Consider the following 13,314-nt stretch of genomic DNA (forward strand, 5'->3'; position numbering starts at 1 on the left):
CGTACGGCTCCCGGTACGGGCGGCCGCCGCCGGGCCCCCAGCCGGCCCGGCGGCGGTCGTGGGACGCCTTCGGCCGTCGACGGGCTCAGGCCTCGGCGGGCCCCTCGCCCGGCACCGAGAACGCGAACCGCAGCGAGCGGACCCGGTTGTCGAAGTTGGAACCCGCCAGGTCCGGCAGGCCCACCGCCCGCAGCCCGACCGGGCGCGTCAGCAACTCCCGGAACAAGGCCTTCATCTCCACCCGCGCCAGGTGCGCGCCCAGGCAGAAGTGCGGTCCGCCGCCGCCGAACCCCAGGTGCGGGTTGGGATTGCGGGTGATGTCGAAGGCGTCCGGGTCCGGGAAGACGTCCCCGTCGCGGTTGGCGGAGGCGTAGTACAGCACGACCTTGTCGCCGGGCGCGTACGTGCGGCCGCCCAGGGTGTGCTCGCAGGTCACGGTCCGGCGGAACTGGATGATCGGGGTCGAGTGCCTGATCATCTCGTCCACCGCCCCGTCGGCGTACCGCTCGAAGTCCGACAGCAGCAGCTCGCGCTGCTCGGGGTGGTCGGTGAGCAGGCTCAGGCCGTGTGTGATGGCGTTGCGGGTGGTCTCCACCCCGGCCACCATCAGGAGCGAGAAGAACGCGCCGAGCTGCCGGGCCCCGAGGGCCTGCCCGTCCACGTTCGCGCACACCAGCGCGGAGATCAGGTCGTCCGCCGGGCGGCGGCGCCGCTCGCGGCCGATGCCGGCGACCATGCGCTGCATCCGGGCCAGGGCCCGCAGCCCGCGGCCGGGCATCCGCAGCCGGGCCGTCAGGCCCCGCTCCACGCCGATGTTCTCGGAGGCGTGGTCGACGCGGTCGGCGATCTCCCGCCGGAACTCCTCCGGGATGCCCATCATGTTGCAGATGACCTCCAGCGGCAGGCGGGAGGAGACGGCCGAGACGAACTCGTCGGGCCGGGCGTGCAGCATGTCGTCCACGATCCGGGCCGCCACCTTGTGGATGTCCCGCTCCGCCTCGGCCAGCAGCCGGGGCGTGAAGGCGCGCGAGACGATCCGGCGCAGCTGGGCGTGCTCGGCGCCGTCGAGGTTCACCATCGAGTCGCCGAACAGGGCCCGCACCCAGCGGGCCGGCTCGGGCGTGGTGACCCCGGGGGCGGACGCGAACACCTTCGGCAGCCGGCTGGCCTCCTGGACGTCCGCGTGCCGGACCAGTGCCCAGTGGCCGCGCTCGGGCCCGCGCCAGGACGCCGCCCGCTCGCGGAAGTACACCGGTGCGTCGAGGGCGCGCAGCCGCGCGAACTCCCTGAGCTGGTCGGCCGGGGGCTGCTGCCAGAACGCCGGATCGGCGAGGTTCCCTGTCACGGCCGTCATCCTCACGTGCCCCGCGGGCGGTTGGGCTCCGTACGGGGACCTGGACGGCCAGATTCCCACCAACGTGTGAGGCGCCGGGCGTTCGAGCGACGCCGTGGCGTTCGCGGGGCGGGCGCACCGGGCGGCCGCGACGACACGACCTAGAGGTGCAGGTCCGCGGTGCGGGGATCGCCGCGCCGGGAGCGCTCGGCGAGCGCCACGCCCGTCGCCACGGCCAGCGCGGTGACGAGCCCGGTCGCCAGCACCGCGGCGTCGCCCGCGAACGTGCAGGCCAGCACCGCCGCGGCGGACACCGGGAGCAGGAGCTGCTCGACCGCTCCGCGTTTGAAGTGGCGGGAGTGCAGCAGCCATACGGTCGCCAGGTAGAGGGCCGTCGGCACGGTCATGGCGGCGGCCGCGGCGGTCGCGGAGATGTGCGCCTTGCCCACCGCGTGCTCGACGGCCACCTCGATGCCGGCGCCGATCGCCGCGGCGGAGGCGAAGATCACGTAATGGCCGTAACCCCAGGGTATGGCCTCGCGGTTGCCGGCCAGCCGCTCGTGCACGGGCGCCGCGAAGTAGATCCACCACGCGCCGAAGACGGTCAGCAGGCCGCCGCCCGCGATGGGCAGGAGCTCGCCCAGCGCCTCGTGCTCCTCCACGGCGGACTGCACGGCGACGGTGGCCGCGGCGATCGACTCGCCGAGCACGATGATGGTGAACAGGCCGTACCGCTCGGCGATGTGGTGCGGGTGCCACGGGGTCTGGTGGCCGCGCTCCGCGATGACCGGCACCGACAGCTCGGCCAGGACCATGACCAGGAAGAGCCAGCGTTTCGACGACTCGGGCACCGCCAGCAGCGCCACCCAGCCGAGTTGGCAGATCACCAGCCCGACGGCGTACGTCAGGGCCGTGCGCCGGGCGGGCCCCTGCTCGCAGGCGGCGGCCCGCAACCACTGGGCGGTGAGCGCGACCCGCATGATCAGGTAGCCGATGACGGCCACGGTCCAGTCGTTGTCGTTGAACGCCTCCGGCACGCCGGCGGAGTAGACGAGCACGCCGGCGATCTGGACCAGGGTCGCCACCCGGTACGGCACGTCGTCGACGTCGTAGGCGGAGGCGAACCAGGAGAAGTTCATCCAGGCCCACCACACGCCGAAGAAGACGAAGAGGTAGCCGCTGACCCCGCTGCCGGCGTGGCCCTCGACCAGCGCGTGCACCAACTGCCGGCCCGCCGACGCGACGGCGACGACGAAGCACAGGTCGAAGAACAGCTCCAGCGGCGTGGCCGCGCGGTGCTCCTCGTGCCGGCTGCGGGCGGTCATCGGTTGGTACGCCATACCGCACAGCACACCAGACGGCGCCCGAACCGGCACCCCGGACGGGCGGAACGGCTGCCGGGCCCCGCCCACCCGTGCGCGGGGGCGGGGTGACGCGGGGCCGCGCCGTACGTCCCGGCTCCCGGGGGACGAGCGCACCGCCGCGGCACCGGCGAGGTCCCGGCCGCCTCGCGGCGTTCGCCGCCGTCCTTCGCGGGCCTGATCCGCCCGGCCCCGGCCGTACCCTGGAGCCATGAGCAGCACCGCCCCGGACCCCGGACCGCGTCCCTCGACGCCCGAGCCCCGGCCGAAGCCCCGGCCGGCCCTCATCTTCGACGACCCCCTGGACCGGCAGTCCTCGGACGACACGGACCGGGGGTGGGGGGAGCGGCCCTCCGCCGACAGCGCCGCCGACCTGGCGCGCTTCCTGGACGAGAAGCCGCCCCACCACCTCTGAGTCAGTCCACGCTCGGACGCGCCGCCGGAGCACCGTCGACCTGCGCGGTGGTGTGGCCGTTGCGCTGCGCCACCAGGTGGTCGCGGATGTCCTTGAGGACCTCCAGCTCCGTGACCTCCACGACCTCCTTCACGCCCTCCTTGGCCTTGCGGCGCTGCTCCTGCCGCGCCAGGTACTTCGACATGGGCAGGACCATCAGGAAGTAGACCACCGCGGCCGTGATGAGGAACGTGAGCGCCGCGTTCAGCACCGTCCCCCACAGGATGTTCACGCCGATCGGGTCGCCGGTCTTCGGGTCGATCCCGCAGGGGCCCTTCAGGCACGAGGAGTAGACGTCCAGGCTCTTCGTGCCGATCGCGCCGACCAGCGGGCCGATGATGCCCTTCACCACCGAGTTCACGATGTTCGTGAACGCCGCGCCGATGACGACCGCCACCGCGAGGTCGACCACGTTGCCGCGCATCAGGAAGGCCTTGAACCCCGCCAGGACGCTGACCTTCTTCTCGCTCACCACTGAGCCTCTCTTCCTCTGTGTCGCTGGTGCAGGACACCGAGCCGGAACCACTGGTTCCGAAAACTACGGCAGTCGAGCCGAGCCGTGTCCAATCGAGGCACCCCGCACGGTGACGCGACTGCCCTTGTGTGCGAATCAACACAGTGTCACCGCCAGCCGGGCCACCGCAGCCGCACCCACCAACGCACGCGCGGTCCCGCGCGGCACCGACAGCACCACCAGCGCCCCGCCCTCCGGGGCGCCCTCCTCCGCTTCCGGGACGCGCGCGACCCGGGCACCGGCCGCCACCAGACGCGGCCGCTCCCGCTCGCGGCCCGGCTCGCCCGCCGCGACCACGTCCACCCGGTCCCCGGGCCGCAGCAGCCGCACGGCCGCCGCGTCCGCGATCCGCACCGGCGCCGACACCAGCCGCTCGGCGGCCGGCGCCACCGCGGGCGGCGGCGCGGGCGGCGGATCCCCGCGCGAGGCCCGTGCCTGCGGCCCGCCCGCCGCGAGCACCGCCGCGGTCACGGCGAGCCCCACCGCCCCCGCCCGGCGCCTGCGCCGCAGCGCCCTGCGCAGCCGGTCGCGGCCGCCGCCCCGGACCCGGAGGGGCTCGAACATCGGCACCCCGCGGGGTGGGGGACACGTCACCGAAGGGGTGGCGGGGACCGCGGAGGAAGGGGTGGAAGGGGCCGCGGAGTAAGGGGTGGAAGGAGAGGAAGGGGAAGGGGAACCGGACACGGACATCGCGAACACCGCCGATCGTCGTCGCAACGCAAAGGGCCTGCCCCGGACACCGCGTCCGGGACAGGCCCAGGTTCGACGAAACCGCCCGGGCCCCGCCCCGGCCTGTGGACAACCCACGGCCTGTGGACAACGCCCTCACCCTCACGAGTGAGCGGTCGGCGACCGCCCGCTACGGCAGCTCGATGCCCAGGTCCCACCCGTCGTGCGCGTGCGTGCACAGGCACGCGCGGTCCTCGTTCCGCGGCAGCGCCTCCACCGCGTCGAACAGCACCGACCGCAGCCGACCGATGTTCTCCCCGAACACCTTCAGCACCTCGGTGTGCGAGACGCCCTCACCGGTCTCCGCCCCCGCGTCGAGGTCCGTGACCAGGGCCATCGACGTGTAGCAGAGCCCCAGCTCGCGGGCGAGCACCGCCTCCGGGTGTCCGGTCATGCCCACCACCGACCAGCCCATCGCCGCGTGGAACCGCGACTCGGCCCGGGTCGAGAAGCGGGGCCCCTCGATCACGACCATCGTGCCGCCGTCCACCGCGTCCCAGTCGCGCCCCCGCGCCGCCGCCAGCGCCGCCTGCCGGCCCACCGGGCAGTACGGGTCGGCGAAGGTCGTGTGGACCACGTTCGGGACGCTGCCGTCCGGCAGCGGCTCCCCGTCGAAGAAGGTCTGCGCGCGGGACTTCGTACGGTCGACCATCTGGTCCGGCACGAGCAGCGTGCCCGGACCGTACTCCGGCCGCAGGCCGCCCACCGCGCACGGACCCAGCACCTGGCGCACGCCCACCGAGCGCAGCGCCCACAGGTTGGCCCGGTAGTTGATCCGGTGCGGCGGCAGGTGGTGCCCCCGCCCGTGCCGCGGCAGGAACGCGACGCTGCGGTCCGCGATCCGTCCGAGGTAGAGCGCGTCGCTGGGCTTTCCGTAGGGCGTCTCGACCGTCAGCTCCGAGACGTCCTCCAGGAAGGAGTAGAAGCCCGAGCCGCCGATGACGCCGATCTCTGCATGCACCATGCCGTTCACCCTAGCGGGGGAACGCCGCGGTCCGGTCGTCAGGAAAGTCGCGGAAGTCACGAAGGTCGCGAAGGCCCGGAAAAGGCCTGGAACGCCGCGGCCCCGGCGCATTCGCGCCCGCCACGAGGCCCCCCACGCCCGCCACGAGGCCCCCCGCACGCGCCCCGAGGCGCCCCGCACGCCGAAGGCCCCGCCGTCCCGGAGGACAGGCGGGGCCTTCGCAAGGCATGGCGCGCGGATCAGGCCGCGGAGCTGCTGCTCGAAGCACTCGAAGAGCTCGAGGAGCCGGAGCTCGACGTCGAGGCCGTGGTGGTGCTCGACGAGGACGACGCGGGCTTCGAGGCCGGCGTGCTGCTCGACGACGCGCCGCGGCTGTCGTTGCGGTAGAAGCCGGAGCCCTTGAAGACGATGCCGACCGCCGAGAACACCTTCTTGAGGCGTCCCTTGCAGTTCGGGCACTCGGTCAGGGCGTCATCGGTGAACTTCTGCACCGCCTCGAGGCCTTCGCCGCACTCGGTGCACTGGTACTGGTAGGTCGGCACGAATTTCCTCCTGGCACTCTGACTCGATGAGTGCTAACGACGTTCCATGGTGACGTATTCCGACCGTTCAGTCCACCGTCACCGGCACGCGGTGACCGACACCACGCTCGGCGGACTGCTCCACGACCCGCTTCGAGGACCGCTCGACGACCCGCTCGGCGGACCGCTCCACGACCCGCCGGGCGGGGCGCTCGGCGGCCCGCTGCACGGCCCGCTCCGCGACCGGCTCGCCGACCGTCGGCGCCGAAGCGCCCACGATCCGGCTCGGCGCCTTGGGCGCCAGCTTGGCGCGCAGCGCCAGCAGGGTCACCAGCGCCAGACCGGTCGCCGCCAGCGGCACCAGGAAGCCCGCGCCGGACCCGTGCGCGTCGGCCAGCCGGCCCGCCACGGTCACGGCCACGGCCTGGCCCAGCGCGACGGCGCCGGTCAGCCAGGTGAAGGCCTCGGTACGGGTCGCGGCCGGCACCAGCTTCTCGACCAGCGTGTAGCCGGTGATCAGCGCCGGGGCGATGGACAGGCCGACCAGCAGGCCCAGGCCGCCGAGCAGGACGGCGGAGTGCGCGGTCCACAGCAGCGAGGCGGCCGCGGTCAGGGCGGCGTAGCCCAGGATCAGGCGGCGGCGCGGGCCGATCTTCCAGGCGATCGCACCGCACGCGATGCCCGCGATCATGTTGCCGGCCGCGAAGACGCCGTACAGCACGCCGTTCAGGCCCGGGTTGCCGATCTCCTCGGAGAACGCGGTCAGCGACACCTGCATGCCGCCGAAGACCGCGCCGATGCCCAGGAACGCGACGATCAGGACGCGCACGCCCGGCACGGACAGTGCTGAGGCGTGCTTCTCACCGGTCGCGGCCGTGCGGCCGACCGGCTCGGGCTGGGTGGCGCGCCGGGCGGCGAACAGCAGGCCGCCGAGCAGGGTCAGGGCGGCCTCGGTGGCCAGGCCGGCGGCCGGGTGCACGCCGGTGCACAGCGCGGTGGCCAGGACCGGGCCGACGACGAAGGTGAACTCGTCCGTCACGGACTCGAAGGCCGCGGCGGTCGCCAGCAGCGGCGAGCCCGGCTCCAGGCGCGCGGCCCAGCGGGTCCGCACCATGGGGCCGACCTGCGGCACGGACATGCCCGCCGGCACGGCGGCCAGCGCGAGCGCCCACAGCGGCGCGCCCAGCAGCGCGAGCACGGTCAGCGCGCTCACGGCGGCGGTGTGCGCGAGGACGCCCGGGACCAGGACGGCGCTCTGGCCGAAGCGGTCGGCCAGCTTGCCCATCTGCGGGGCGAACAGGGCCATGGAGACACCGGTGACGGCGGCGACGACGCCGGCGCTGCCGTACGAGCCGGTGGTGTGCTGGACGAGCAGGACGATGCTGATCGTCAGCATCGCGAACGGCTGCCGGGCGGCGAACCCCGGGAGCACGAAGCTGAGGGCGCCGGGCGTGCGCAGGAGTTGCCCGTAGCCCGGGCGGGACGTCTCGGTCGTGACCGCGGATGCCACGGCCTTGCCTTTCTGCCGCCTGGTAGAGCCCCCCGGCTGCGACGGCGCCGCTTTGTGAGCGGTGCCCGTATGCGGGAGCCCCGAGAGCTGTCCTCATGCGCAGAACCGAGTGATACCTGGGCCCACCACTGCGGGAGGAGGGCCACGGCCGCCGAGCGGTCGCGCCAGCTCTGCGTCAGGCAGAGTTGGTTCGATATAGGTGTGCCCCCATGGTACAGGCACCTGGCACACCGTGCCCTTGTGATTCCGCCGACAAATGGCGAGTTTCACCTAGGATTAATGGGCCGTTCGCCTATTTCGACCTCTAGATCCACCGGAATTCGAGGCTCCGCCGTCGCTTTCGTTCCCCCCGGTGCCCAGCCAGCCGGCCAGCTTGCCACCGCGTGCCACCGCCCGCAGCCTGGCCTCGGCCGCGTCCCGTACCGGATCGGTGGCCACCACCAGAAGCTCGTCCCCGCGCCGCAGCACCGTCGCCGGCAGCGGAACGAAGCTCCTGCCGTCCCGCACGACCAGCGTCACGGAGGCGCCGGCCGGCAGCCGCAGCTCGCTGACCTCGACGCCGTGCATCCGCGAGCCCTCGGGGATGGAGAAGGAGAGCAGGTGCCCGCGCAGCCGCTCCAGCGGCGCCGACTCGATGCCGAGGTCGGTCGGGGCGCGGTCCGTGCCGAGGTCGAGCTTGCGGGCCAGCCAGGGCAGCGTCGGCCCCTGCACCAGCGTGTAGACGACGACCAGCACGAAGACGATGTTGAAGACCCGGTCGCTGCCCTCGATCCCGGTCACCAGCGGGATCGTGGCCAGGATGATCGGGACCGCGCCGCGCAGGCCCGCCCACGACATCAGCGCCTGCTCGCGCCACGGTATGCGGAACGGCGCCAGGCTGACCATGACCTCCAGCGGACGCGCCACCAGCGTCAGCACCAGCCCGACCAGGACGGCCGGCCAGAAGTCGTCGACCAGCTCGTGCGGGGTGACCAGCAGGCCGAGCAGCACGAACATGCCGATCTGGGCGATCCAGCCCAGTCCGTCGGCGAACCCCCTGGTGGCCGGCCAGTGCGGCAGCTTCGCGTTCCCGAGCACCATCGCGGCCAGGTAGACCGCGAGGAAGCCGGAACCGTGGGCGATCGCACCGGCGGCGTACGCCACCACGGCGATGGCCATGACGGCGATGGGGTACAGGCCCGAGGCCGGCAGTGCCACGTGCCGCAGCCCGTACGCGCCCAGCCAGCCGACGGTCAGGCCGATGGCGGCGCCGATGGCCAGCTCCAGGGCGATCTTGCCGACGAGCACGTACCACTCGTCGACCGGTCCGACCGCGGCGAAGGCCACGACCAGGATGACCACCGGAGCGTCGTTGAAACCCGACTCGGCCTCCAGTACGCCCGTCACCCGCGAGGGCAACGGCACCTTGCGCAGCACGGAGAAGACCGCCGCCGCGTCCGTGGAGGAGACCACCGCGCCGATCAGCAGCGCCTGCCGCCAGTCCAGCCCGACCAGGTAGTGCGCGCCCGCGGCCGTCACGCTGACGCTGACGGCGACGCCGACGAGGGAGAGCGAGCCGGCGGCGGGCAGGGCCGGCCGGATCGTGTTCCACTTCGTGCCCAGACCGCCCTCGGCGAGGATCACCACCAGTGCCGCATAGCCGATGACCTGCGTGAGCTCCGCGTTGTCGAAGACGACCCCGCCGATGCCGTCCTGTCCGATGGCGACACCCAGCCCCAGGTAGATGAGCAGACTGGGGAGGCCGCTGCGCGACGAGACGCGCACGGCGGCCACGGCGACGAGCAGGACGAGCGAGGAGACCAGCAGGAGCTCGTTGAGCTGGTGGACGGTCAGCGGGCGGTCCTTCCCCCGGGTCGGTCGCCGGATCGTTTCACCGGCGCGACGGTATGGCCTGGTACTTCGTTACCTTACCTAATCTTTGACGATTTCTTGACTGGATTGCCACCTTGTGAAACGCCAGTTCGAGGAACTGCCTGACACCGCGTCCGAACGGGCGGGGTGCTGCGCCTAAGGTTGCTCCCAGCACTCCCAGGACCACCCTGCCCGACGAAGGACAGCGATGCCCGCGAACGAATCCGCCCCTTCCGCCAAGAAGAAGGGACGACGCGCCCGTCTGATCGTGCTCCTCCTGGTCCTGGCGCTGCTCGCGGGGCTCGGCTACGGCGCGTACTGGACCGTGGACAGCGTCCGTGCCTCCGCCCCGCAGACCACCGGGACGATCCAGCTCAAGGGGCTGGCCGGTCAGGTCGAGGTCAAGCGCGACGACCACGGCATCCCGCAGCTCTACGCCGACAACGACGAGGACCTCTTCCGCGCACAGGGCTTCGTGCACGCCCAGGACCGGTTCTGGGAGATGGACGTGCGTCGCCACCTGACCTCCGGTCGCCTGTCGGAGATGTTCGGCGACGGCCAGGTCGAGACCGACGCGTTCCTGCGCACCCTGGGCTGGCGCCGGATCGCGCAGGCCGAGTACGACACCAAGCTCTCCCCCCGGACGAAGAAGTACCTCCAGGCGTACGCCGACGGGGTCAACGCCTGGCTGAAGGGCCGCTCCGGCAAGGACCTGTCCGTCGAGCACGCCGCCCTGAAGCTGAGCGACGACTACCAGCCCGAGGCGTGGACCCCGGTCGACTCCGTGGCCTGGCTCAAGGCCATGGCCTGGGACCTGCGCGGCAACATGCAGGACGAGATCGACCGCTCCCTGATGACGAGCCGACTCTCCAAGGAGCAGATCGAGGAGCTCTACCCGCCCTACCCCTTCGACCGGAACCGCCCGATCGTCGAGGGCGGCGGCGTCGACTCCGCCACCGAGAAGTACGACCCCAAGGGCGGCTCCGGTTCGGGCTCCGCCTCGGGCTCGGGCTCGGGCTCCTCCGCCACCGGCAGCTCGCTCGGCGGCGCCGGCCTCGGCCTGCGCACCCAGCTGTCGTCGCTGTCGGAGGCCATCGACAAGGTCCCGGCCGTCCTCGGTCCGAACGGCAGCGGCATCGGATCGAACTCCTGGGTCGTCTCCGGCAAGTACACCGCCACCGGCAAGCCCCTGCTCGCCAACGACCCGCACCTGTCCCCGCAGCTGCCCTCCGTCTGGTACCAGATGGGCCTGCACTGCCGCACCGTCTCGGCCGCCTGCCAGTACGACGTCGCCGGCTTCACCTTCTCCGGCATGCCCGGCGTGGTCATCGGCCACAACCAGGACATCGCCTGGGGCATGACCAACCTCGGCGCCGACGTCAGCGACCTCTACCTCGAGCAGGTCAAGCCCGACGGCTACGTGGTCGACGGCAGGACCGTGCCCTTCCGCACCCGCGAGGAGGTCATCAAGGTCGCCGGCGGCGCCAGCAAGCGGATCACCGTGCGGACCACCAACAACGGACCGCTGATCTCCGACCGCAGCGACGAGCTCGCCACCGTCGGCGAGCGCGCCCCGGTCTCCGCCTCCGCGCCCGACCGCGGCACCGGCTACGGCGTCGCGCTGCGCTGGACCGCGCTGGACCCGGGCAAGTCCATGGACGCCGTCTTCAAGCTCGACCGCGCCAAGGACTTCCAGGAGTTCCGGGCCGCCGCCCGCGACTTCGAGGTCCCCTCGCAGAACCTGATCTACGCCGACAGCAAGGGCGAGTACGGCAACATCGGCTACCAGGCCCCCGGCCGCATCCCGGTGCGCGGCGCCGGCGACGGCAGCCTGCCGGCCCCCGGCTGGGACTCGAAGTACAACTGGAAGAAGTACATCCCGCAGGACGAGCTGCCCTGGGACCGCAACCCCAAGCGCGGCTACATCGTCACCGCCAACCAGGCCGTCATAAAGAGCGCCGCCCCCCTGGCCGGCGAGGCCGGTGAGGACGGCAAGAACACCGCCGCCGGGTACCCGTACCACCTCACCACCGACTGGGGCTACGGCGCCCGCAGCCAGCGCATCAACGACCTGATCGAGGCCAAGCTGAAGGACAGCGGCAAGATCTCGACGGACGACATGCGCACCATGCAGGCGGACAACAGCAGCGAGATCGCCGCGCTCCTCACGCCCATCCTGGCCAAGCTGCCCGTCTCGGACCCCTACGTCCGCGAGGCGCAGAAGCTGCTCGAGGGCTGGAACTACACGCAGGAGCCGGACTCCGGCGCGGCCGCGTACTTCAACGCGGTCTGGCGCAACATCCTCAAGCTGGCCTTCGGCAACAAGCTGCCCAAGGAGCTGCGGATCGAGGGCAGCTGCCTGAGCGTCCGCGCCGCGGACAGCAGCGGCCCGGCCGACGACCTGTCGGAGCTCGTCCAGGAGTGCGGCGAGCGCAGCGAGGACTCGGCGCAGCCGGACGGCGGCGACCGCTGGTTCGAGGTGGTGCGCCGCCTCGTCAAGGACGAGAAGTCCGAGTGGTGGCACACCCCGGCGACCCGCCTCGACAAGGAGACCACCACCCGCGACCAGCTCTTCGCCCGCGCGATGAAGGACGCCCGCTGGGAGCTGACCGCCAAGCTCGGCAAGGACGTCAGCACCTGGAGCTGGGGCCGCCTGCACCGGCTGACCCTCAAGAACCAGACGATCGGCACCGAGGGCCCCGGCTTCATGCAGTGGCTCCTCAACCGGGGCCCGTGGAACCTCGGCGGCGGCGAGGCCACCGTCAACGCCACCGGCTGGAACGCGGCCTCCGGTTACGGGGTCACCTGGGTCCCGTCCATGCGGATGGTCGTCAACCTCAAGGACCTGGACAAGTCCCGCTGGATCAACCTGACCGGGGCCTCGGGGCACACCTACGACAGCCACTACACGGACCAGACGGACCTCTGGGCCAAGGGCGAGCTGCTCGACTGGTCCTTCGGCAAGGCGGCCGTGGACAAGGCGACGAAGGACACGCTGGTCCTCAAGCCGTGAGACGGCGGCCGCGCCCCGTGACCGGAGCGCGGCCCACGCCGTGACGCCGACGCCCGGCGGAGGGACCCCTCCGCCGGGCGTCGGCGCGTACCGCCGCCTTCAGAAGCGCCGGACGCCCGACGGCGTGGCCACGGCCTGCACGGGGTGGTCGTGCGGTTCCTCCGGGACCCGTGCGACCACCTCGTCGTCGTAGAGGAGCACCACCAGCGGGGGGCGGGCCCCGGCCGCCGCGAGGCGCGCGAGCACCCGGTCGTACGAGCCGCCGCCCCGCCCCAGCCGCATGCCCCGGCCGTCCACCGCGAGCCCGGGCAGCAGCACCGCGTCGGCCCCGGTCACCGCGTCCGGTCCGAGGCGCGGCCCGGCCGGCTCCAGCAGCCGCATCTTGCCCGGGTGCGCGACCTCGGCGAGGCTGCCGGGCCCGTCGTACGCCGCCCAGTCGAGGTCGTTGTCGGGGAGCAGCACGGGCAGCAGCACGCGGCTGCCGCGCCCGCGCAGCGCGTCGAGCAGGGCCCGGGTGCCCGGCTCGGTGCCCACGGAGACGTAGGCCGCCACCGTCAAGGCCCCGGCCAGTTCGGGCAGGTCGAGGGCGCGCGCGGCGATCCGCTCGGCCGCCTCGGCCGCCGCGGCGGGTGTCAGGGCGCGGCGGGCGGCGAGCAGTTCGCGCCGCAGGTCCGCCTTGGCGGAATGATCGCTTACCACTGGCTCGTCAACCCTTCTCGAATCCGCCGCACATCAACCGGAACATAACGTTCCGCACAGGTGCAGCGGCTATCGTGCGCCCCATGACTCAGTCGCACCAAGTGATCACCAAGGCTGTCATCCCGGCCGCCGGCCTCGGCACCCGGTTCCTGCCGGCGACCAAGGCCACCCCCAAGGAGATGCTGCCCGTCGTCGACAAGCCGGCGATCCAGTACGTGGTCGAGGAGGCCGTGGCGGCGGGGCTGGACGACGTACTGATGATCACCGGCCGCAACAAGCGGCCGCTGGAGGACCACTTCGACCGCAACTACGAGCTGGAGTCGGCCCTGCAGGCCAAGGGCGACGACGACCGGCTCAAGAAGGTC

Annotated in this window: 11 protein-coding genes and 1 pseudogene; 3 read left to right on the top strand and 9 right to left on the bottom strand. The window is 72.6% G+C overall.

All coding sequences use genetic code 11. From position 1 onward, the window contains the following. Nucleotides 1-85: 85 nt before the first annotated feature. Both IF43_RS0128755 and IF43_RS0128760 read right to left on the bottom strand, forming a co-directional pair. Nucleotides 86-1,345 (bottom strand): cytochrome P450, encoded by a 1,260-nt coding sequence (locus IF43_RS0128755; protein WP_324605138.1) that lies wholly within the window; start codon nucleotides 1,343-1,345, stop codon nucleotides 86-88. A gap of 149 nt (nucleotides 1,346-1,494) precedes the next feature. Continuing rightward, complete coding sequence (locus IF43_RS0128760) at nucleotides 1,495-2,673, bottom strand: low temperature requirement protein A (RefSeq protein WP_051796370.1); 1,179 nt, start codon at nucleotides 2,671-2,673, stop codon at nucleotides 1,495-1,497. A gap of 232 nt (nucleotides 2,674-2,905) precedes the next feature. On the opposite strand from IF43_RS0128760, the gene IF43_RS0128765 reads away from it, so the two are divergent. After that, nucleotides 2,906-3,109, top strand: coding sequence for a hypothetical protein (locus tag IF43_RS0128765; protein WP_030207121.1), 204 nt, complete (start codon nucleotides 2,906-2,908; stop codon nucleotides 3,107-3,109). A 1-nt stretch (nucleotide 3,110) separates the two neighbouring features. Here the strand turns inward: IF43_RS0128765 and mscL are convergent, their stop codons facing one another. The 6 genes and pseudogenes from mscL to IF43_RS0128795 form a co-directional block, all read right to left on the bottom strand. Beyond that, nucleotides 3,111-3,620: a large conductance mechanosensitive channel protein MscL gene (gene mscL, locus IF43_RS0128770; RefSeq protein WP_030207127.1), complete on the bottom strand. Its 510-nt coding sequence runs from the start codon at nucleotides 3,618-3,620 to the stop codon at nucleotides 3,111-3,113. 138 nt (nucleotides 3,621-3,758) lie between these two features. After that, nucleotides 3,759-4,226, bottom strand: coding sequence for a hypothetical protein (locus tag IF43_RS0128775; protein ID WP_234332569.1), 468 nt, complete (start codon nucleotides 4,224-4,226; stop codon nucleotides 3,759-3,761). Nucleotides 4,227-4,521: 295 nt separating this feature from the next. Further along, nucleotides 4,522-5,355 carry an S-methyl-5'-thioadenosine phosphorylase gene (locus IF43_RS0128780; protein ID WP_030207132.1) on the bottom strand — a complete coding sequence of 278 codons (834 nt, stop codon included), beginning with the start codon at nucleotides 5,353-5,355 and terminating at the stop codon, nucleotides 4,522-4,524. A gap of 239 nt (nucleotides 5,356-5,594) precedes the next feature. Further along, on the bottom strand, nucleotides 5,595-5,897 hold the full coding sequence (locus IF43_RS0128785) for an FmdB family zinc ribbon protein (protein WP_030207136.1): 303 nt from the start codon (nucleotides 5,895-5,897) through the stop codon (nucleotides 5,595-5,597). 268 nt (nucleotides 5,898-6,165) lie between these two features. Then, nucleotides 6,166-7,386: pseudogene (locus tag IF43_RS0128790) on the bottom strand (MFS transporter); the annotation flags it as partial. Nucleotides 7,387-7,662: 276 nt separating this feature from the next. Continuing rightward, entirely contained in the window at nucleotides 7,663-9,252 is a 1,590-nt protein-coding gene (locus IF43_RS0128795) for a potassium/proton antiporter (RefSeq protein ID WP_078910532.1), read from the bottom strand. 193 nt (nucleotides 9,253-9,445) lie between these two features. On the opposite strand from IF43_RS0128795, the gene IF43_RS0128800 reads away from it, so the two are divergent. Further along, nucleotides 9,446-12,250, top strand: a complete 2,805-nt coding sequence (locus IF43_RS0128800) for a penicillin acylase family protein (protein ID WP_030207145.1) — start codon at nucleotides 9,446-9,448, stop codon at nucleotides 12,248-12,250. 99 nt (nucleotides 12,251-12,349) lie between these two features. Here IF43_RS0128800 and IF43_RS0128805 read toward each other — a convergent pair whose 3' ends face one another. Then, nucleotides 12,350-12,949, bottom strand: a complete 600-nt coding sequence (locus IF43_RS0128805; protein WP_030207148.1) for a 5-formyltetrahydrofolate cyclo-ligase — start codon at nucleotides 12,947-12,949, stop codon at nucleotides 12,350-12,352. Nucleotides 12,950-13,032: 83 nt separating this feature from the next. Between IF43_RS0128805 and IF43_RS0128810 the strand changes: the two genes are divergently transcribed. Then, nucleotides 13,033-13,314 (top strand): sugar phosphate nucleotidyltransferase (locus tag IF43_RS0128810; RefSeq protein ID WP_158939545.1); only part of this gene is annotated, 282 nt, incomplete at its 3' end.

Source organism: Streptomyces sp. NRRL S-87, from assembly GCF_000719335.1.
Lineage (GTDB): Bacteria > Actinomycetota > Actinomycetes > Streptomycetales > Streptomycetaceae > Streptomyces.